Annotated in this window: 21 protein-coding genes, 2 tRNA genes and 1 pseudogene; 19 read left to right on the forward strand and 5 right to left on the reverse strand. The window is 68.5% G+C overall.

Features of this window, described 5'->3' with window-relative positions:
- Nucleotides 1-171: 171 nt before the first annotated feature.
- On the reverse strand, nt 172-1,905 hold the full coding sequence (locus AC2YHT_RS16895) for a patatin-like phospholipase family protein (RefSeq protein WP_487291042.1): 1,734 nt from the start codon (nt 1,903-1,905) through the stop codon (nt 172-174).
- Between the two features lie 113 nt (nt 1,906-2,018).
- Between AC2YHT_RS16895 and AC2YHT_RS16900 the strand changes: the two genes are divergently transcribed.
- From AC2YHT_RS16900 to AC2YHT_RS16945, 10 genes are all read left to right on the forward strand, one after another.
- Nucleotides 2,019-3,611 carry a carboxyl transferase domain-containing protein gene (locus AC2YHT_RS16900; protein WP_487290941.1) on the forward strand — a complete coding sequence of 531 codons (1,593 nt, stop codon included), beginning with the start codon at nt 2,019-2,021 and terminating at the stop codon, nt 3,609-3,611.
- Between the two features lie 61 nt (nt 3,612-3,672).
- Nucleotides 3,673-4,509 (forward strand): enoyl-CoA hydratase-related protein, encoded by an 837-nt coding sequence (locus AC2YHT_RS16905; RefSeq protein WP_487290942.1) that lies wholly within the window; start codon nt 3,673-3,675, stop codon nt 4,507-4,509.
- A 222-nt stretch (nt 4,510-4,731) separates the two neighbouring features.
- A complete protein-coding gene (gene hisD / locus AC2YHT_RS16910) occupies nt 4,732-6,030 on the forward strand; it encodes a histidinol dehydrogenase (RefSeq protein WP_487290943.1) in 1,299 nt (432 codons plus the stop codon).
- Between the two features lie 21 nt (nt 6,031-6,051).
- Nucleotides 6,052-6,528, forward strand: coding sequence for a UPF0262 family protein (locus AC2YHT_RS16915; RefSeq protein ID WP_487290944.1), 477 nt, complete (start codon nt 6,052-6,054; stop codon nt 6,526-6,528).
- A gap of 4 nt (nt 6,529-6,532) precedes the next feature.
- Nucleotides 6,533-6,991: an arsenate-mycothiol transferase ArsC gene (locus AC2YHT_RS16920; RefSeq protein WP_487290945.1), complete on the forward strand. Its 459-nt coding sequence runs from the start codon at nt 6,533-6,535 to the stop codon at nt 6,989-6,991.
- A 99-nt stretch (nt 6,992-7,090) separates the two neighbouring features.
- Entirely contained in the window at nt 7,091-7,309 is a 219-nt protein-coding gene (gene infA, locus AC2YHT_RS16925; RefSeq protein WP_004617696.1) for a translation initiation factor IF-1, read from the forward strand.
- Nucleotides 7,310-7,322: 13 nt separating this feature from the next.
- The gene (locus AC2YHT_RS16930) at nt 7,323-7,922 is read left to right on the forward strand and encodes a Maf family nucleotide pyrophosphatase (RefSeq protein WP_487290946.1); all 600 of its coding nucleotides are present in this window, start codon (nt 7,323-7,325) and stop codon (nt 7,920-7,922) included.
- On the forward strand, nt 7,919-8,959 hold the full coding sequence (locus AC2YHT_RS16935) for a ribonuclease E/G (protein WP_487290947.1): 1,041 nt from the start codon (nt 7,919-7,921) through the stop codon (nt 8,957-8,959). Before AC2YHT_RS16930 ends, AC2YHT_RS16935 begins: the two co-directional genes overlap by 4 nt.
- The gene (gene yacG, locus AC2YHT_RS16940; RefSeq protein WP_110133139.1) at nt 8,956-9,126 is read left to right on the forward strand and encodes a DNA gyrase inhibitor YacG; all 171 of its coding nucleotides are present in this window, start codon (nt 8,956-8,958) and stop codon (nt 9,124-9,126) included. Before AC2YHT_RS16935 ends, yacG begins: the two co-directional genes overlap by 4 nt.
- Before the next feature lie 101 nt (nt 9,127-9,227).
- Nucleotides 9,228-9,303, forward strand: a tRNA-Phe gene (locus AC2YHT_RS16945).
- 110 nt (nt 9,304-9,413) lie between these two features.
- Here AC2YHT_RS16945 and AC2YHT_RS16950 read toward each other — a convergent pair.
- Nucleotides 9,414-9,731 carry a HigA family addiction module antitoxin gene (locus tag AC2YHT_RS16950; protein WP_487290948.1) on the reverse strand — a complete coding sequence of 106 codons (318 nt, stop codon included), beginning with the start codon at nt 9,729-9,731 and terminating at the stop codon, nt 9,414-9,416.
- Nucleotides 9,732-9,780: 49 nt separating this feature from the next.
- Nucleotides 9,781-10,068 (reverse strand): type II toxin-antitoxin system RelE/ParE family toxin, encoded by a 288-nt coding sequence (locus tag AC2YHT_RS16955; protein WP_487290949.1) that lies wholly within the window; start codon nt 10,066-10,068, stop codon nt 9,781-9,783.
- A gap of 696 nt (nt 10,069-10,764) precedes the next feature.
- Here AC2YHT_RS16955 and AC2YHT_RS16960 point away from each other — a divergent pair.
- The 7 genes from AC2YHT_RS16960 to AC2YHT_RS16990 all read left to right on the forward strand — a co-directional run bounded on the left by AC2YHT_RS16960 (nt 10,765) and on the right by AC2YHT_RS16990 (nt 15,251).
- Nucleotides 10,765-11,673: a MotA/TolQ/ExbB proton channel family protein gene (locus tag AC2YHT_RS16960; RefSeq protein WP_487290950.1), complete on the forward strand. Its 909-nt coding sequence runs from the start codon at nt 10,765-10,767 to the stop codon at nt 11,671-11,673.
- A gap of 5 nt (nt 11,674-11,678) precedes the next feature.
- A complete protein-coding gene (locus AC2YHT_RS16965) occupies nt 11,679-12,113 on the forward strand; it encodes a biopolymer transporter ExbD (RefSeq protein WP_110133137.1) in 435 nt (144 codons plus the stop codon).
- Between the two features lie 10 nt (nt 12,114-12,123).
- Nucleotides 12,124-12,864: an energy transducer TonB gene (locus AC2YHT_RS16970; RefSeq protein WP_487290951.1), complete on the forward strand. Its 741-nt coding sequence runs from the start codon at nt 12,124-12,126 to the stop codon at nt 12,862-12,864.
- A gap of 178 nt (nt 12,865-13,042) precedes the next feature.
- Nucleotides 13,043-13,119, forward strand: a tRNA-His gene (locus tag AC2YHT_RS16975).
- A gap of 150 nt (nt 13,120-13,269) precedes the next feature.
- Nucleotides 13,270-13,938 (forward strand): TetR/AcrR family transcriptional regulator, encoded by a 669-nt coding sequence (locus AC2YHT_RS16980; protein ID WP_487290952.1) that lies wholly within the window; start codon nt 13,270-13,272, stop codon nt 13,936-13,938.
- Nucleotides 13,939-14,153: 215 nt separating this feature from the next.
- Nucleotides 14,154-15,032 (forward strand): transglutaminase family protein, encoded by an 879-nt coding sequence (locus AC2YHT_RS16985; RefSeq protein ID WP_487290953.1) that lies wholly within the window; start codon nt 14,154-14,156, stop codon nt 15,030-15,032.
- Nucleotides 15,033-15,098: 66 nt separating this feature from the next.
- The gene (locus AC2YHT_RS16990; RefSeq protein ID WP_158286210.1) at nt 15,099-15,251 is read left to right on the forward strand and encodes a hypothetical protein; all 153 of its coding nucleotides are present in this window, start codon (nt 15,099-15,101) and stop codon (nt 15,249-15,251) included.
- A gap of 15 nt (nt 15,252-15,266) precedes the next feature.
- Here the strand turns inward: AC2YHT_RS16990 and AC2YHT_RS16995 are convergent.
- Together AC2YHT_RS16995 and AC2YHT_RS17000 are read right to left on the reverse strand one after the other, a co-directional pair.
- Nucleotides 15,267-15,419 (reverse strand): annotated as a pseudogene (locus AC2YHT_RS16995) (hypothetical protein); the annotation flags it as partial.
- Nucleotides 15,420-15,444: 25 nt separating this feature from the next.
- A complete protein-coding gene (locus AC2YHT_RS17000; RefSeq protein WP_487290954.1) occupies nt 15,445-15,957 on the reverse strand; it encodes an N-acetyltransferase family protein in 513 nt (170 codons plus the stop codon).
- 199 nt (nt 15,958-16,156) lie between these two features.
- Here AC2YHT_RS17000 and zwf point away from each other — a divergent pair, with 199 nt between their 5' ends.
- Entirely contained in the window at nt 16,157-17,623 is a 1,467-nt protein-coding gene (zwf, locus tag AC2YHT_RS17005; RefSeq protein WP_487290955.1) for a glucose-6-phosphate dehydrogenase, read from the forward strand.
- On the forward strand, nt 17,623-18,324 hold the full coding sequence (pgl, locus tag AC2YHT_RS17010; RefSeq protein ID WP_487290956.1) for a 6-phosphogluconolactonase: 702 nt from the start codon (nt 17,623-17,625) through the stop codon (nt 18,322-18,324). The genes zwf and pgl overlap by 1 nt, the downstream gene beginning before the upstream one ends.
- Nucleotide 18,325: the final 1 nt, after the last annotated feature.

Consider the following 18,325-nt stretch of genomic DNA (forward strand, 5'->3'; position numbering starts at 1 on the left):
AGGTTACACTCTTTCCGAACTGAGCGCGGCTAGTCGGGTATTCGGCAGTTGTCGCGAGATTGTGCTCGTAGTTGAAGGGATCGAGGTTTGCCGGCTGACGGTGAAACCTCTCACCCTCCCACCGCTTCGCGGCGGGTCCCTCCCTCTCTCAAAGAGAGAGGGTTTTCGGGTCTACTCCATCTCCGCCAGGCTCTTTCGCCGACGAAGCTCCGCCACCGGGACCTCCAGGCTGTCGAGCGCCACCGCCGCCGCTTCGAAGCCCGCCGCCACGGCCGGTTCGAAGGCTTTCCAGTCGCGGATGTCGATCTTGTCGAGCTTGGGGGTGATCAGGACGTCGCTGGCTTCGCGGCTGGCGGCGAGGTCGCGGCCGGTGGAGACGGTGGCCGCGCGCATCAGCAGGGCGACGATCGGCGGGCCCTTGCGCCATTCGCCCGAGAACAGCCATTTCCACAGCGATGGCGGCCGGGCGATGTCGGCGGCGGTGATGCTGCGGCCGCGGGTGACGTCGACGCCGATGATGGGGCCCAGCTGGAAGGCGCGCATGACGTCGGCGGGGAAGTTCTTCATCACCGCCCCGTCGACCAGCACCGCGTCGCCGTCGGCGACCGGCGGCAGCACGCCCGGCAGCGAGATCGAGGCGCGCAGGGCGCTGTGCAGCGGCCCCGAGCGGTGCAGGTGATAGGCGCCCGAGGTCAGGTTCGACGAGACGCAGAAGAACGGCAGCCACAGGTCGGCGATGTCGATGTCGCCGAAATGCTCGTGCAGGCGGGCCTTGACCTTCTCGCCGCGGGTCATGGCGACCAGCGGGAAGGCGATGTCGTCGAGCGGGCTGGTGTCGACGAAGGCCTTGCGGATGCGGGCCTCCATCTCGCCGTCGTCCCAGCCCATGGCCAGGCCCGCCGCGACGATGCCGCCCATCGAGGCCCCGCCGACGAAGTCGATCGGCACGCCGCGCTCACGCAGGGCCTGGATGGCGCCGATGTGGGCGTAGGCCCGCGCGCCGCCGCCGGAGAGCACCAGGCCCACCGACTGGCCGGTGAGCACCCGGGCCAGGCGCTCGACGTCGGCCAGGCGGTTTTCGCGCAGGTGGAAGAGGCGGGCCGCGTCGGTGGCCTCCAGCCAGGCCTGCGAGCCCTGCGGCCGCTCGGCGTTCGGGGGCTGGATCAGGATCAGGTCGATCAACCGCTGGGCCTGCAGCGGCCGCGAGGCGTAGGCCGGCGGCTCGGGCGGCGGGGCCTGGTCGCCGCGGCCGACGCGGAACAGGCGGTCGACCTGGCGGCCGACCACGTGCTTCCAGGCGGTCTCGTGGGCCTCGGCGACGTAGAGCACGAAGTCGTGGCTGCGCTCGACGCGGCTGAACCACTCGGTGGGGGCCAGCAGGCTCTCGCCGCCCTCGACGGTGACGGCGTAGCCCAGGGCGGCGATGCAGCGGCCGATGCGCTCGACGATCGGGCGGATGGCGTGGCAGTCGCCGGCGGCGATGAACCCGTAGACGGACGGGTCACCAATGGAGGCGTGGGCCCCGGCCTGGCGGGCGCGGCGGATCATCAGCCGCGACAGCTCGATCATCACGTCAGGGTCCTGCTCGACCGCCTCGAAGAAGGCGGCGCGGGGCAGGGCCAGGATCTCGGAATCGCGCAGGGCGACCATGTGGGCCGAGTGCGGGGCGCCGGCGATCATCGCCATCTCGCCGGCCGGCTCGCCCGGGCGGATCACGCCGAGGAACTGCGGCTCCTGACCTTCGTCGCGGCGGAAGGCGCCCAGGCGCCCGGTGCGCAGGAAGTAGAGGTGGTCGGAGGCCTCGCCGGGCGCATAGAGTAGGGAGCCGCCCGGCAACGAGAACCAGGCGGCGTCGCCCTCGCGCCGCTCGCGCGAGAACAACCGGGCCAGGGCCGTGTCGGCCATGAAGTCTGGAAGGGTGACCACGAACAGGACGCTAAACCGATGCGGGGACCTTGACTATCCGAGGTCGAATATCGCCGCTTTCGGGACGAAATGGAAAAGGCTATGCCTCGCTTATGCCGAAGCTGAACACGCTTATTGACAAGAACAGCGCTTCGTTCGCGAAAAACGCTGCGCACAACACGGCCCTAGCGGAGGAACTGCGCGAAAGGGTCGCGACGGCGGCCCTGGGCGGCCCCGAGAGCGCGCGCCTGAAGCATACGGCGCGCGGCAAGCTGCTGCCCCGAGAGCGCGTGGAGCGTCTGCTCGACCCCGGCTCGCCGTTCCTGGAGATCGGCCAGCTGACCGCCTTCGACCTCTACAAGGGCGAGGCGCCGGGCGCGGGGATCATCGCCGGAATCGGCCGGGTCTCGGGTCGTGAAGTCATGATCGTCGCCAACGACGCCACGGTGAAGGGCGGCGCCTATTTCCCGATGACGGTGAAGAAGCACCTGCGCGCCCAGGAGATCGCCGAGCAGAACCGCCTGCCGTGCGTCTATCTGGTCGACAGCGGCGGCGCGAACCTGCCCCACCAGGCCGAGGTGTTTCCCGACCGCGACCACTTCGGCCGCATCTTCTTCAACCAGGCCCGGATGAGCGCCCGGGGCATCGCCCAGATCGCCTGCGTCATGGGCTCGTGCACGGCCGGCGGGGCCTATGTGCCGGCGATGAGCGACGAGACCGTCATCGTGCGCGAGCAGGGCACCATCTTCCTGGCCGGCCCGCCGCTGGTGAAGGCCGCCACCGGCGAGGTGATCAGCGCCGAGGAACTGGGCGGGGCCGACACCCACGGCCGGCGTTCGGGCGTGGTCGACCACGTGGCCGACGACGACGAGCACGCGCTGGAGATCGTTCGTTCGATCGTCGCGAACCTCAACGCCGAGAAGCTTCACGAGGCTGTGGTCACTGACGCCGAGCCGCCGCTCTACGATCCGCAGGAGATCTACGGCGTCGTGCCGACCGACGTGCGCGCGCCCTACGAGGTGCGCGAGATTATCGCCCGCATCGTCGACGGCTCGGTGTTCGACGAGTTCAAGGCGCTGTACGGCACGACCCTGGTCTGCGGCTTCGCGCGGATCTGGGGCCAGCCGGTGGCGATCCTGGCCAACAACGGCGTGTTGTTCTCCGAAAGCGCGCTGAAGGGCGCGCACTTCATCGAGCTGGCCTGCAAGCGGAAGATCCCGCTGGTGTTCCTGCAGAACATCTCGGGCTTCATGGTCGGCGGCAAGTACGAGGCCGGCGGCATCGCCAAGGACGGCGCCAAGCTGGTGACGGCGGTGGCGAGCGCGGAGGTGCCGAAGTTCACGGTGCTGATCGGCGGCAGCTTCGGGGCCGGCAACTACGGCATGTGCGGCCGGGCCTATTCGCCCCGGTTCCTGTTCACCTGGCCCAATTCGCGCATCTCGGTGATGGGCGGCGAGCAGGCCGCCAGCGTGCTGGCCACGGTGCACCGCGACGCGGCGACCTGGACCGACGAGCAGGCCGAGGCCTTCAAGGCCCCGATCCGCCAGCGCTACGAGGACGAGGGCAACCCGTACCACGCCACCTCGCGGCTGTGGGACGACGGGATCATTGATCCGGCTCAAACCCGCGACGTGCTGGGTCTGGCCATATCGGCCAGCCTGAACGCGCCGATTCCCGAGACGACCTTCGGCGTCTTCAGGATGTGATGGTTCAAGCGGAACCTCGGCCTTAGGCGTATCATTAGACTTCCCCAAAAGGAGCGTGCTCATGACCAACCCCATCGCCGACCCGATCGTCGAGGTGCCGGACACCGACGCCATGAGCCCGCTGGTCCATATCGACTCGACGCCCGAAGGCGCGGTGACGGTGTGGATCAACCGGCCGGAGAAGAAGAACGCCTTCGATTCGGCGACCATCGCCGCGCTCGCCCAGGCCTTCGAGACCCTGCACGGGGCCGAGGGCGTGCGGGTGGTGTTCTTGCGCGGCGTGGGCGGCACCTTCTGCGCCGGCGCCGACCTGGAATGGATGGCTTCCGCGGCTGACTGGAGCGAGGACGACAACCGCTCCGACGCCCTGGAGCTGGCGCATATGCTCAAGGCGCTGCACGACATTCCGGCGCTGACCGTAGCGCTGGTCGAGGGCGCGGCCTTTGGCGGCGGCGCCGGTCTGGTGGCGGCCTGCGACCATGCGCTGGCGACGGCCGACGCCAAGTTCGCCTTTTCGGAGGTGAAGCTGGGCCTCACCCCGGCGACCATCAGCCCCTATGTGATCGCGGCGCTGGGTCCGCGCACGGCCAAGCTGCTGTTCGCCACCGGCCGGGTGTTCGACGCCGACGCGGCCTGGAGCTACGGGCTGGTCGACGAGGTGTTCGACGACGTTGAGGGGCTGGTCGCGGCCCAGGATGCGCTGATCGAGGAAGTCATCCCCTGCGCGCCCGGCGCGATCGGCGACGCCAAGGCCCTGGTCAACGACTTCGCCTTCGAGAAGATCGATCGCGGCCTGATCGACGACAGCGCCCGCCGCATCGCCCGCCGGCGGGTCTCCGATGAAGGACAGGAAGGCGTGCGGGCCTTCCTGGCCAAGAGGAAGCCGGGCTGGGCGTAACGGTTTCGATCCCTCTCCCCTTGCGGGAGAGGGTGGCCTCGCGGAGCGAGGTCGGGTGAGGGGTCGATAATCGGGGCCGCCGCGACGGCGGTCCGACTGGGTGCGGCGAATAGTTTTGAGAGACCCCTCATCCGTCGCCTTTCGGCGACACCTTCTCCCGCAAGGGGAGAAGGGGGCGTCAAATCCCCTTGCCCCCGCCGTAAAAACGCGCATCTAGGCGCCATGCGCAGGTTCGACTTCTCCAGCCCCGACTTCGCCCAGGCCTTCAAGGCCTTCCTCGACGAGCGCCGCGGTTCGCCGGCTGATGTCGACGCCGCGACCGCGGACGTGCTGGAGGCGGTCAAGCATGGCGGCCTGGACGCCGTGCTCGACTACACCCGCCGCTTCGACAAGGTGGACCTGACGGAAGAGACCGTCCGCGTCACCGCCGCCGAGATCGAGGCCGGGGCCGCCGAGTGTTCGCAAGAGGTGCGCGAGGCCATCGCCTTCGCCGCCGAACGCATCCGCGTCTATCACGCCCGCCAGCGTCCGGCCGACCAGGCCTGGACCGACGAGGCCGGGGTCGAGCTGGGCTGGCGCTGGACGCCGCTGGAGGCCGTGGGCGTCTACGTGCCCGGCGGCCGGGCGGCCTATCCCTCGACCGTGCTGATGAACGCCGTGCCGGCCCAGGTGGCTGGCGTAGACCGCATCGCCATGGTCACCCCGCCCGGCAAGCTGCAGCCGGCCGTGCTGGCCGCCGCGAAAGAAGCCGGCGTGACCGAGATCTGGCGCATCGGCGGGGCCCAGGCCGTGGCCGCCCTGGCCTATGGCGCGGGGCCGATCCAGCCGGTCGACAAGATCGTCGGCCCCGGCAACGCCTATGTCACCGCCGCCAAGCGCCGCCTCTATGGCGTGGTCGGCATCGACGCCCTGGCCGGCCCGTCCGAGATCGTGGTGGTCGCCGACCGTGACAACAATCCCGACTGGATCGCCGCCGACCTGCTGAGCCAGGCCGAGCACGACCCGGCCGCCCAGTCGATCCTGATCACCGACGACGAGGCCTTCGCCGCCGCCGTCGAGGCCGCCGTGACCGAGCGCCTGAAGGCCCTGTCGACGGGCGAGGACGCCGCCGCCTCGTGGCGCGACCACGGCGCGGTGATCATCGCGCCGCTGGACGAGAGCCCGGCCCTGGTGGACGCCATCGCCCCCGAGCACGTCGAGTTCGCCCTGGAGAACCCGGAAGCTCTGTCGGACCGCGTCCGCCACGCCGGGGCGATCTTCCTGGGCCGCCTGACGCCGGAAGCCATCGGCGACTATGTGGCCGGCTCGAACCACGTGCTGCCGACCAGCCGCGCGGCGCGCTTCCAGTCGGGCCTGTCGATCTACGACTTCATCAAGCGCACCTCGATCGTGAAGTGCGACGCGGCCTCGTTCGGGATCCTTGGTCCGCACACGGCGGCGCTGGCGGAGGCCGAGGGGCTGCCGGCCCACGCCCTGTCGGCGTCCATTCGGCTTCCGGGCCGGTTGCCTTCCAAAGACTGACGCGCCAACCTCGCCGCCAAGATGTCCGAAGATCGCAGCAAGCACTTCCTGAAGAGCATCGCCATCGACGAGGATTCGTTGGCGGCCGCCTCGCGCGACCAGGAGCAGGAGCGCCAGGTGGCGATCTTCGACCTGCTGGACGGCAACTACTTCCAGCCGGCCGAGGCCGAGGTCGGGCCCTATGACCTGAAGCTGTCGCTGATCGAGAACCGGCTGGCGCTCGACATCGTCGGCGGCGGCTACGAGAAACGGCACCTGCTGTCGCTGTCGCCGTTCCGCGGGGTGATCCGCGACTACTTCATGATCTGCGACAGCTACTACCAGGCGATCCGCAACTCGACGCCGCAGCAGATCGAGGCCTTGGACATGGGCCGGCGGGGCTTGCACAACGAAGGCTCGGGCCTGCTGCGCGAGCGGCTGGAGGGCAAGGTCAAGACCGACCTCGACACGGCCCGGCGTCTCTTCACCCTGATCTGCGCGCTGCACTGGCGAGGCTGAGCGCGTGTCGGATCTGCCCGATGCGGTGCTGTTCACCTGCAACTACAACCGCGTGCGTTCGCCGATGGCCGAGGCGCTGTTCAAGCGCTTCTACGGCACGCGGGCGTATGTGGACTCCTGCGGCCTGAAGCCGGATCCGGCCGGGGAGGGGATCGACCCCTTCGTGGTGGCGGTGATGGACGAGCTGGGCGTCGACGTGGCCACGCACAAGCCCAAGACCTTCGCCGAGCTGGAGGACGACAGCTTCGACGTCGTCGTGTCGCTGACGCCGGAAGCCCAGCACCGGGCCGTGGAGCTGTCGCGCGATCGCTCGGTCGAGATCGAGTACTGGCCGACCCATGATCCGACCCTGGTGAGCGAGGGCTCGCGCGAGGCGATGCTGACGGCCTATCGCGAGGTTCGCGACATGCTTTCGGCCGCGATTCGTCGGCGTTTCGGGACACCATCGACGTTTGGGGGGTGAATGCGCTATAAGCCCCGCCTCGCAGCCGCGGCTCGCGTCACGACTCGTTTTCGGGTCGCGCGGGCCGCGTTGCTATTGAACCCCTTTATGAGAGGCCTGATGGCTAAGGAAGAACTGCTCGAGTTTCCCGGCACGGTCAGCGAACTGCTGCCCAACGCCACGTTCCGCGTGAAGCTCGAGAACGATCACGAGATCATCGCCCACACCGCCGGCAAGATGCGCAAGAACCGCATCCGCGTGCTGGCCGGTGACAAGGTGCTCGTGGAAATGACGCCCTACGACCTGACCAAGGGCCGTATCACCTACCGCTTCAAGTAAGCCGGGCGCGCACATGACGGTCGCCCAGCCTTCGCTGGTCCTGGCCAGTGCGAGCCCCAGGCGCTTGGACCTTCTGGCCCAGGTCGGCGTAACGCCCGACCGGGTCGATCCCGCCGACATCGACGAGTCGCCGCTGCGCGACGAGACCCCGCGTCGCCACGCCCTGCGCCTGGCGCAGGAGAAGGCGCGCGCCGTCGCCGCCCGCTCGCCGGGCGACTTCGTGCTGGCCGCCGATACGGTGGTGGCCGTTGGCCGCCGCATCCTGCCCAAGGCCGAGAGCGAGGCGGACGTCCGCTATTGCCTGGGCCTGCTGACCGGCCGCGCCCACAAGGTGCTGACGGGCGTGGCCCTGATCGGTCCGGACGGCGGGATCAGCTCGCGGGTGATCGAGACCCGGGTGGTGTTCAAGCGGCTGTCGGACGCCGAGTTCGAATCCTACGTCGCGAGCGGGCAGTGGCGCGGCAAGGCCGGCGGCTACGGCGTGCAGGGCGTTGCGGGCGGCTTCATCGTCGACCTGCAGGGTTCCTATCCCAGCGTGGTCGGCCTGCCGCTGTACGAGACCCTGTGCATGCTTGAAGGACGGGGCTGGACCCGCCGCGCGGCCGCCGCATGAGCGAGCGTCGCGCATACCTCTACAAGGGCGTCGGCGAGACCGTCGGCGTCGTCACCCTGGACGGCCGGCCCGAGCGGCTGATCGTGCAATGGCCGGGCGATGATCCGCTGGACGCCGAGGGCGTTCGCGGGGTGGCCCGGGTGAAATCCATCGAGAAGGCCTTCGGGGCCGCCTTCGTGGCCCTGCCGGGCGGCGCCGACGTGCTGCTGCCGATCAAGCCCGACATGCCCAAGCTGGTGCAGGGCGGCCTGGTCGAGATCGAGATCCGCACCGCCTCGCGCGCCGACAAGTCGGCCGTGGCGCGGTTCATCGCCGAGGGGGAGGGGGAGCCGCGCGTGCTGGCGCCCGCCCCGACGCTCGAGGAGCAGCTGCGCCACTTCGTGAAGTCCGGCTCGCCGACCCAGGGCGAACGCGCCCTGGAGGCCGTCGAGGCGGCCGAGGCCGATATACTGGAAACCGTCTTCTCGCTGCCTGGCGGCGGCGACGTGGCCGTCGAGGCCACGCGCGCCCTGGTGTCGATCGACGTCGACCTGGGCGGCCGCGAGGGGGACGCCAAGCGGGCCGCCCGTCAGGCCAACCTGGCGGCCCTGGCCGTCGCCGCCCGCGTGCTGCGCCTGAAGGGGCTGGGCGGGCTGGTGGTGTTCGACCTGGTGGGGCGCGGCCATGACGGCCAGGCCCTGACCTCGGCCGCCCGCGTGGCCTTCGCGCCGGACAATCCGGGCGTCGCCATCGGGGGGCTCAGCAAATTCGGGGCGCTGGAGATGGCCGTGCCGCGCCGCGCCACGCCGGTCATGGAGCGCCTGGTCGGGCGCAACGGGGCCTGGACGTCGCAATACGCCGCCCGCCGCCTGGCGCGGGCCCTGGAGCGGGAAGGGCGGGCCGATCCCGGCGCGCGCCTCGTGGCCCGTTGCGCGCCGTCGGTGGCCGATTCCTTCGCCGCCCTCGACGCCGGCGTCGCCGACCGCCTGGGCCGGCGCTTCACGGTTACGGCCGAGCCCGGCTGGCCGAACGACCGCATCGAGGTCTCCGCGTCATGAGCAGCCCCTGTCCGATCTGCCGCAAGCCGGCGACGCCGGAGGCCCGGCCCTTCTGCTCGAAGCGCTGCGCGGACGTCGATCTTCAGCGCTGGCTGTCGGACCGCTACGTGGTTCCTGGCGCCCAGGACGACGAGGAAAACCCGCTGTCCACAGACTTCGACAATTAGTCGAAAAGGGCGCTGGACAAGCCGGGCGGGCTCTCCTATAGACCCGGCTCCTCGCCGCAGGGCGAGGCCGGGGCGGCCTAAACCGCTTCGAAGGTCCAAGGGCCTGGGTAGCTCAGTTGGTAGAGCAGCGGATTGAAAATCCGCGTGTCGCTGGTTCGATTCCGGCCCCAGGCACCACCTTCTTTTTCCTAAAATTGTGGTTCGCGGCGCTCCTTCGGGAGCTGTGGCGGCGTGCGTCGCGCGAAGCGATTCCGCGCCCTCGCTTAGCTTGATCAGGGTGCGCTCGATCAGGCGGCGTGGTCGATCGGTTCGATGCTGGCGATGTCCTCAGGCAGCCTGGCGCGCGCGATCTCCAGGTCGTAGCGGTTCTGCAGGTTCAGCCAGAACTGGGCCGTGGCGCCGAACAGCTTTTCGAGCCGCAGGGCGGTGTCGACCGTGACCGGGGTCTGGCCCCGCACCAGCTTCTCGATGCGCGGACGCGCGATGTGGAGCTTGGCGGCCGTCTTGCCGGGCGACCAGCCAAGCGGCCTGATGAATTCTTCCAGCAGGATCTCGCCGGGATGCACCGGGGAGAGGGGGGCTGCTGAGGTTGCGATCGGGCTCATCGCAAGATCCTCTGATGAGATACGGGCCGAGAGCGGCCTCGACCGTGCGTCAATGATAGTCCACGAACTCGACATCGGTCGGGCCGGCCGGTGTCCAGACGAAGACCAGCCGGAACTGGTCGTTGACCCGGATCGAATGCTGGCCCGCCCGATCGCCGACGAGCGCTTCCAGGCGATTGCCCGGCGGCGCGCGAAGGTCTTCGAGCAGGACGGCCGCGTGCAGCATCTCCAGCTTCCGTTTGGCGGGGCGGAGCAGATCGGCGGGGAACCCCTTTCCTGGGGAGTTCCCGGCGAAGATCGTCGCTGCTCGCTCGTCTCGGAAGCTTTGGATGGCCATGCGCGTCGCCCCTGGCAACGTTTGTATCGCGATACGACACGTTGCGCAAGATCGCGTGTCGCGATGCGATACGTTGTCGGCTAGCGTCGAGGATTTCGCGCTTATGAGTGCGGATGATCAGTTCTGGCCAGAAGCATCGCTTTCCCTTAAGTCGCCCCGCCGACGGATTCTTGTCCGGTCAGGACATCTGGGAGCGGTCTCAGGGATTCTGCGGCGCCTCCTGGGGAGGTTGTCTGACCAGCTTCCGGGCAGTCGCCGGGAGATCGCTGTTTTGTCGGCATGCTGCGATGCGGCGCCAATATTCCCTTTGTTAGGGAAAAACCGCCTTGAATTCCTGATTTGCCTTTTGTGCAGTGCAGCAATAACCGCTTTCGAGCGCTGACTGTCGTAAATTTATGCCCTGGCCGCCCCCTTGACGGTGCGAAAAGGGGTTGCCAAAGGACCCATGCCGCAATTCTAACATTGCGGTAAGACCAGAGCCTCGAAAGGGGCCGCGGTCACTCGCGCTTCGAAACGATCCTTCTGGGCGGGCATGAGCCTTCCAAGCGGGGCGTAACGGGTCGAGCGCAGCGAAGCGGGTCTGCCCAACATCCGAGAGATCGGGTGGGAAAGCGGGCTTTTCAAGTTAGGGTGGAGACGCTCTCGCGCGACGACCCTCGGTCCAAACGTGCTAGACCAATCAGGAACTGGCGACAGATGCTCGACATTAAACGGAAGACCCCCCTCATCGCTCTCGTCGGCGCCATGGCGCTGATGGCGAGCGCCCCGGCCTTCGCTCAGGACGCCGCCGCGCCTGCGCCGGCCGCCGCCGAAGCCGCCGCTCCGGCCGCGACCCCGGCCGCAACCCCGGCTCCCGCCGCCGACGCCGCTCCGGCCGAGGAAAACGCCGGTGAAGCCGCGACCGAAAAGATGAAGTCGCACTCGCTGACCCCGGTCGGCATGTTCCTCGCGGCCGGCATCGTCGTTAAGGTCGTGATGATCGGCCTGCTGCTGGCCTCGGTCTTCTCGTGGGTTCTGCTGATCACCAAGCTGCTCGAGTTCGGCAGCCTGAACAAGCAAACCGACCAGTTCCTGGAAGCCTTCCGCGGCGCTCGCTCGATCGCCGACATCGCCCGCATCGGCTCGTCGGAAGAATTCGAAGGCAACCCGCTGGCCGACATGGCCGCCGCGGCCGCCCAAGAAGTCGAACTGTCGCGTCAGGCCGGTCTGCAAGTCGGCGGCGAACACCGCGACTCGACGATCGCTCGCGCCACCTACGCCATCAACGCGGTGCAGGCCTCGCTGGCCAAGCGCCTGTCGGGCGGCATGGTGTTCCTGGCCTCGGTCGGTTCGGGTGGTCCGTTCATCGGTCTGTTCGGCACCGTGTACGGGATCATGACCTCGTTCATCAGCATCGCGAACACCAACACGACCAACCTCGCCGTCGTCGCGCCGGGTATCGCTGAAGCCCTGCTCGCCACCGGTATCGGTCTGTTCGCCGCTATCCCGGCGGTTATCTTCTACAACTACTTCCAGACCCGCATCTCGGCCTACGGCACGCGTTCGGAAGGTTTCGTTGCTGAACTGATGAACGCTATCTCGCGTCAGCTCGACAAGGGGGCGTAAGACCGATGGCCGCCAAACTTTCGGGTGGCGGCGGCGACAGGTTCAACGTCGAACAGAACAGCGAGATCAACGTCACGCCCTTCGTGGACGTCATGCTGGTCCTTCTGATCATCTTCATGGTGGCGGCTCCGCTGGCCTCCGTGTCGATCGAAGTGAACCTGCCGCCGGCGGTGGCGAAAGCGACCCCCAACCCGCCGAAACCGGTCTACATCTCCATCAAGGCGAACGGTCAGCTGTACATCGGCGACGACCGGACCTCGATCGACACGATGGGTGAAGACCTGACGAAGAACATCGGCAGACGCGATCCCTCCAAGGAACGCATCTTCATCCGCGCGGACGAAAAGACTCGCTACGGCTCGTTTATGGAGGTCATGAACGCCCTCCAGGACAACGGGTTCTACAGCGTGGCACTTATCGGCCGGGATGAGAACAGCTGAGGGGTGATGCATGGCTGAACAACAAACGCCCGAGCATCGCCACTACGATCCGCTGACCTCGGAAGGTCCGCGCCGTAAGAAGGGCCTCGGCACCTTCGGCGTGGCCCTGATCATCGTCCTCGGGCTGCACGGGCTCCTCTTCGCGTACCTCGCGAAGCAGAAGTTCGAAGCGGTGCTGAAGGAGTACAGCGACGAAGCTGTGGACGTGGAGCTGCCTCCGCCTCCGCCGCCTCCGCCGCCGCCTCCTCCGCCCCCGCCGCCGCCGCCGACCAACGCTCCGCCGCCGCCTCCCGCGGTGGTGCAGCCGAGGCCGCCGATCGCGCCGCCGCCGGACGTGACGCCGCCGCCGCCGCTCCCGATCCCGCCCGTCAAGGAGCGGGTCGAGCAGACGGCGCCGCCGATCATCTCGTCGGCTCCGCCGGCGCCGGTGACGGCTCCGCCCGCCCGGGCTTCGGTCGTGACGCGTCCTGACTGGGCGCGTAAGCCGAACGCCGACGACATGGCCCGGTACTATCCGGACCGTGCACAGCGGACGGAAACCGGTGGTCGTGCGACGATCCGTTGCACGGTGAACGCCAAGGGTTCGCTCGAGAACTGCTCGGTCGTGTCGGAATCTCCGGCCGACTACGGTTTCGGTGACGCGGCCCTGAAGCTGTCGCGCCTCTTCCGCATGAAGCCGAAGACCCTCGATGGGGCTCCGGTGGACGGCGGCGAGATCACGGTGCCGATCACCTTCCAGGTCCCGCAATAGCGACGACCTTGGAACGATCCCAAGAAGACGCCCTGGAGCATCCGCTCCGGGGCGTTTTTCTTTGCCCTCTCTCCTGCGGTCGGAGCGGGGCGTTTTCGGGGCGCGATTTTCTCCGTTTCGGGGCTTTTCGCCGCTTGATCCCGACGGCGGGTCCGACTAAGAACACGCCTCTCGCGGAGCCGCCTTAGCTCAGTTGGTTAGAGCGCTAGATTGTGGATCTAGAGGTCCTCGGTTCGAGCCCGAGAGGTGGTACCACGCGAGACGTTGAAAAGGCCCGGCGGCGACGCCGGGCCTTTTTCGTTTCCTGGCTCCGGTTGGAGAATTCCTCAGCGTCCGGCGCATCTTGTCGCTTGCGCCGAAATCAAACGCTTGTAAGGGTTCCCTATGGGTAAGGGGATTGAAGTCTTGAGTTCGACCACCGAGATCGCCGCCGGCCAAGAGGGCGAGGCCCAGGAAACCGAAGCCGTCACCAAGAACCTGGTGTTCACGGCCGCCGAGCGGCTGTTCGCGCTGCATGGCTTCCAGAACGTGTCGGTGCGCGACATCACCGCCGCCGCGGGCGTGAACCTGGCGTCGGTGAACTATCACTTCGGCTCCAAGGACGCCCTGCTGTTCGAAATCTTCAAGCGGCGCACGGCCGAGCTCAATCGCGAGCGGGCCAAGATGCTGCACGAGGCCAACGACCGAAACGCCGGGACCCCGCCGGTGCGCGAGATCCTGGCGGCCTTGCTGACCCCGCCGCTGCGCTGGCTGGCCCCCGACCACGAGCGCCGCATCTCGCTGCAGTTCCTGATCCGGGCCCGCAGCGAGGGCACCGACGAGATCCGCACCGTGCTGAAGACCGACGTCTCGCACCTGCGCCGCTTCTCCGACGCCCTGCTGAAGGCGCGGCCGGAGCTGTCGGCCGAGGAGGTCTACTGGCGGCTGCACTTCACCCTGGGGATGCTGCACAACAACCGCTTCGCCGAGTTCGACCGCCTGAACGTGCTGTCGGAAGGCCAGACCAGCGAGGCCGACGTGGTGTCGCTGCTGGACCGGATGCTGGGCTTCGCCGAGGCTGGGTTCGCGGCCTGAGAGCCAGATGCTCCCCCTCTGGGGGAGCTGTCGCGGAGCGACTGAGGGGGATTGCCCGGCATAGGCCGGCGCTACCCCCTCCGGCCCTCTGGGCCACCTCCCCCAGCGGGGGAGGATCTGGTTTGCGAAGCGCGCACCGCCGCCACTTCCGATCACCTGCACGAATCACCGGTATGTGAGGAACGTTCGCCGGGGCCGAGGGTTAAGGTGGCCCCATGGCTCGGCTCGGCATCACCCATGAGACCCGATACGCTTACGAGCGCCCGGTGGCGTTCGGGCCGCACCGGCTGCTGATCCGGCCGCGCGACAGCCACGCCATCCGCATCGTCGAGGCCTCGCTGGCGACCTCGCTGCCCGGCCAGACGCGGTGGAGCTACGACGCCAACGGCAACTGCGTCTGCACCTTCCAGCCGGAGGGCAAGGCCGACTTCCTGACCATCACCAGCCGGCTGGTCATCGATCGCTTTCCCGCGCCCCTGACCGACCAGGCCGTGGCCGACCCGCACACCGTTTCACCCATCGTCTACGGCCGCGAGGACCGGGCCGTGCTGGACCCCTTCATCCGCCCCGCCACGGAGGACGCCGACCGGGTGATGCTGCGCTGGCTGCGCGAGCAGATGGAGCGGCCCGACGAGCCGGCGCTGGAGTTCCTGCTGCGGCTCAACGCCACCATCCACGACCAGTTCGAGTACCAGGCCCGTGCCGCCGAAGGCACCCAGAGCCCGGCCCTGACCGTGGCGCGCGGGGCGGGCACCTGCCGCGACTTCGCCTGGCTGATGGTCGAGGCGCTGCGGCGGCTGGGCTACGCCGCGGTGTTCGCCACCGGCTATCTCTACAGCCCCTCGCACGGCGGCATGAGAGGGGCGGGGGCCACCCACGCCTGGTGCGAGGTGTTCCTGCCGGACCTGGGCTGGACCGAGTTCGACCCCACCAACGGCTTGGCCGAATCCGAGGACCTGATCCGCGTGGCGGCCACCCGCACTCCGGCCGAGGCCCTGCCGGTGTCGGGCACGGTGATCGGCGACCCGGGGCTTTCGGAACTCAGCGTGGTCGTCGACGTGCAGCAGCAGGACGCGCTGTGCGAAGCGGCATGACGAAGATCAACGACAAGCGCCGGCAAGGCGCGCAGGATGAGATTTGAGGCGGGAGGAGGCGAGGCCATGATGACGAAGCCGTTCCAACACCAGAACCCGATGACCAACTACTGCATCCCCAAGTCCGAGCCCAAGGCCCAGCACGGCCAGAAGCCGGCCAAGGAATGCGTGGACCTGAAGGACGAGAAGCGCTCGTTCGAGCCGCGTCCGGGGCACTAGGTCACCGAAAAATCGTCATCCCGGGCGGAGGACCGCGAAGCGGGCCGCAGACCCGGGACCCAGGGGCCGGCGCAAGGTGGCGGCCTCTGCGTGAGGCGCTCGATCTGACTGCTGCGCCCAGTCCCCTGGGTCCCGGCTCTCCGCTTCGCTACGGCCGGGATGACGAGCTTAGGGAGCGGATAGGGAAGGGCCTTCACCCCCGCCGCAGGATGAACTCCAGATCCTTCACCTGGCCGACCGGGAAGAAGTACTCGCCCACCTTGGCGAAGCCCATGCGGCCGTAGAGGCGCTGGGCGCCGAAGTTCTCGGACCAGACGCCGATCCACAAGGGGCGCGGGCCGTCCTTCTCCAGCCACTCCAGGACCGTGTTCAGCAGGCGCGAGCCGTTGCCGCCGCCCTGGTGGTCTTTCAGCACGTAGATTCGCTTCAACTCGCCGTGGTCGGCCTGGACGTCCGGGTGGGGCAGGTCGCAGGGACCGGCCAGGGCGTAGCCGATCGCCGTCCCGTCCTTCTCCAGGATCCAGCTGGCCTTGTCGGGATCGGCGAGGTCGCGCTGCGTGCGCTCGAGGCCGTAGGCGTAGGCCAGGAAGGCCGCCAGGTCCTGCGGCGGATAGAGGTGCGCGAAGGTCTCGGTGAAGGTGCGCGCCCCCAGGGCGGACAGGGTTTGCGCGTCTTCCGCGACGGCGCGGCGCAGGGTCGTGCTCATGGGCAGGTGATGCCTCGAAAAAGGCTGGGCGGACAAGCGCCCTCGCGCGTTTTCGAAAAGCGATTGGTCTTATGGCGACAGCCCGACAAACCGCCTAGGTAGGGCGCGCGCCAGGGTCGCCCAAGGGGCCGGGACGACCGCGTGCTTGCCAAGCGCGCACGGGCGTGTCATGACAACGTTGTCATAGGGTGGACGAAAAGTGACCAAGAAAAAGACCGAAGACGGCGAAACGGGCCGCGAGGTTTTGGTGCTGCTGGGCGGCGCCGGCGACCTGGCCCTGCGCATGCTCCTGCCATCGCTGTATTTCCTGGAAGTCGACCGGCTGCTGCCGCATGACCTGCGCATCTTCGGCGTGGCGCGCGGCGACCTCACCGGCGCTGGCTACCGCGAGCTGGTGCGCGAGCACCTGGGCAAGCGCGCCAACGTGGAAGAGGCCGCCTGGGAGCGCCTGGCCGCCCGCCTCGACTATCTTCCGGTCGACATCACCAAGGAGGAGGGGGCCAAGGCCCTGGCCGACAAGATCGGCCCGCACGACTCGCTGGTGATCTTCTTCGCCGTTTCGCCCAGCCTCTATCCGTCGGCCTGCCAGGCGCTGCAGAGCGCGGGCCTGACCGGCCCCACGACGCGCCTGATCCTGGAAAAGCCGATCGGTCGCGACCTCGAAAGCTCCAAGATCACCAACGCCGCGGTCGGCGCCGTGGTCGACGAGAGCCAGATCTTCCGCATCGACCACTATCTGGGCAAGGAGACGGTCCAGAACCTGACGGCCCTGCGGTTCGCCAACGTGCTGTTCGAGCCGCTGTGGGACAACAAGTCGATCGACCACGTCCAGATCACGATCGCCGAGACCGAGAAGGTCGGCGACCGCTGGCCCTATTACGACGAGTACGGCGCCCTGCGCGACATGCTGCAGAACCACCTTCTGCAGCTGCTGTGCCTGGTGGCCATGGAGGCCCCGTCGGGCTTCGACCCCGACGCCGTCCGCGACGAGAAGGTCAAGGTGCTGCGGTCCCTGCGGCCCTTCACCAAGGACAACGTGGCGCACGACACCGTGCGCGGCCAGTACGTGGCCGGGGTGGTCGAGGGCACGGCCCGGGCCGGCTACCTCGAAGAGGTGGGCAAGGGCTCCAAGACCGAGACCTTCGTGGCCATGAAGGTCGGCATCGACAACTGGCGCTGGGCGGGCGTTCCGTTCTTCCTGCGCACCGGCAAGAACCTGCCCGACCGCCGCACCCAGATCGTGGTGCAGTTCAAGCCCGTGCCGCACAACATCTTCGGCGCCGTGACCCAGGGCGAGATGCAGGCCAACCGCCTGGTCATCGACCTGCAGCCGGAAGAAGACATCTCGCTGAGCGTGATGACCAAGCGTCCGGGCCTGTCGGAAGAGGGCATGCGCCTGCAATCGCTGCCGCTGTCGCTGAACATGGCCGCCCCGGGCAGCCGCCGCCGGATCGCCTATGAGAAGCTGCTGCTGGACGCCTTCCGCGGCGACCGCACCCTGTTCGTGCGCCGCGACGAGGTCGAGGCCGCGTGGCGGTTCGTCGACGGCGTGGCCAAGGCCTGGGCCGAAGCCAATATCGAGCCGGCGCCCTACGCCGCCGGCACCTGGGGTCCGGCCAGCGCCGCGTCGCTGATCGCGCCGCAGGGCCGCGCCTGGAAGTCGTGATGGGTACGCGCAACATGCCCAAGATCGAAGTCTTCCCGACCCGCGAGGCCCTGTACGACGCCGCGGCCTCGACCCTGGCCAACGCCCTGACCACCACGGTGGCCAGCCACGGCAAGGCCGGCTTCGCCGCTACCGGCGGCAGCACGCCCGAGCCGGTCTATCAGCGCCTGTCCACCCTGACCCTGCCCTGGGACAGGGTGACCGTGACCCTGACCGACGAGCGCTTCGTGCCGCCGTCGGACCCGAGCAGCAACGAGGGCCTCGTGCGCCGCTCGCTGTTGCAGGGCGAGGCCGCCAAGGCGAGCTTCGCGCCGCTCTACGCCGACCCGGCCTCGCCGCAGGCCGCGGCCGACGCGGCGGAAGCCGGCGTCGCCGAAGCCCTGCCGTTCGGCGTGACCCTGCTGGGCGTGGGCGGCGATGGCCACTTCGCCTCGCTGTTCCCGGGCAACCCGGTGCTGGAAGAAGGCCTGGACCTGGATAACGAGCGCCTGGTGCTGGCCGTGCCGAAAGGTGAGCCGGCTCCCGACCTTCCGCGGATCAGCTTGACCTTCAAGGCGTTGATTCAGACGTCGCTGATCGTCCTGCTGGTCACCGGCCAGGCCAAGCGCGAACTGCTGGAAGGCTCGGTCGATCCGAGCCTGCCGGTAGCCAAGATTCTCGATCAGGACCGCGTGCCGGTCCGCATCCTCTGGGCGGAGTAGT

It is taken from the genome of Caulobacter sp. SRI_008 (assembly GCF_057586355.1).

What these genes read in the sequence shown, in the direction of transcription:
- AC2YHT_RS16895 (WP_487291042.1), bottom strand. Translation starts at nt 1,905, where the DNA reads ATGGCCGACACGGCCCTGGCCCGGTTGTTCTCGCGCGAGCGGCGCGAG.
- AC2YHT_RS16900 (WP_487290941.1), top strand. Translation starts at nt 2,019, where the DNA reads ATGCCGAAGCTGAACACGCTTATTGACAAGAACAGCGCTTCGTTCGCG.
- AC2YHT_RS16905 (WP_487290942.1), top strand. Translation starts at nt 3,673, where the DNA reads ATGACCAACCCCATCGCCGACCCGATCGTCGAGGTGCCGGACACCGAC.
- hisD (WP_487290943.1), top strand. Translation starts at nt 4,732, where the DNA reads ATGCGCAGGTTCGACTTCTCCAGCCCCGACTTCGCCCAGGCCTTCAAG.
- AC2YHT_RS16915 (WP_487290944.1), top strand. Translation starts at nt 6,052, where the DNA reads ATGTCCGAAGATCGCAGCAAGCACTTCCTGAAGAGCATCGCCATCGAC.
- infA (WP_004617696.1), top strand. Translation starts at nt 7,091, where the DNA reads ATGGCTAAGGAAGAACTGCTCGAGTTTCCCGGCACGGTCAGCGAACTG.
- AC2YHT_RS16930 (WP_487290946.1), top strand. Translation starts at nt 7,323, where the DNA reads ATGACGGTCGCCCAGCCTTCGCTGGTCCTGGCCAGTGCGAGCCCCAGG.
- AC2YHT_RS16935 (WP_487290947.1), top strand. Translation starts at nt 7,919, where the DNA reads ATGAGCGAGCGTCGCGCATACCTCTACAAGGGCGTCGGCGAGACCGTC.
- yacG (WP_110133139.1), top strand. Translation starts at nt 8,956, where the DNA reads ATGAGCAGCCCCTGTCCGATCTGCCGCAAGCCGGCGACGCCGGAGGCC.
- AC2YHT_RS16950 (WP_487290948.1), bottom strand. Translation starts at nt 9,731, where the DNA reads ATGAGCCCGATCGCAACCTCAGCAGCCCCCCTCTCCCCGGTGCATCCC.
- AC2YHT_RS16955 (WP_487290949.1), bottom strand. Translation starts at nt 10,068, where the DNA reads ATGGCCATCCAAAGCTTCCGAGACGAGCGAGCAGCGACGATCTTCGCC.
- AC2YHT_RS16960 (WP_487290950.1), top strand. Translation starts at nt 10,765, where the DNA reads ATGCTCGACATTAAACGGAAGACCCCCCTCATCGCTCTCGTCGGCGCC.
- AC2YHT_RS16965 (WP_110133137.1), top strand. Translation starts at nt 11,679, where the DNA reads ATGGCCGCCAAACTTTCGGGTGGCGGCGGCGACAGGTTCAACGTCGAA.
- AC2YHT_RS16970 (WP_487290951.1), top strand. Translation starts at nt 12,124, where the DNA reads ATGGCTGAACAACAAACGCCCGAGCATCGCCACTACGATCCGCTGACC.
- AC2YHT_RS16985 (WP_487290953.1), top strand. Translation starts at nt 14,154, where the DNA reads ATGGCTCGGCTCGGCATCACCCATGAGACCCGATACGCTTACGAGCGC.
- AC2YHT_RS16990 (WP_158286210.1), top strand. Translation starts at nt 15,099, where the DNA reads ATGATGACGAAGCCGTTCCAACACCAGAACCCGATGACCAACTACTGC.
- AC2YHT_RS17000 (WP_487290954.1), bottom strand. Translation starts at nt 15,957, where the DNA reads ATGAGCACGACCCTGCGCCGCGCCGTCGCGGAAGACGCGCAAACCCTG.
- pgl (WP_487290956.1), top strand. Translation starts at nt 17,623, where the DNA reads ATGGGTACGCGCAACATGCCCAAGATCGAAGTCTTCCCGACCCGCGAG.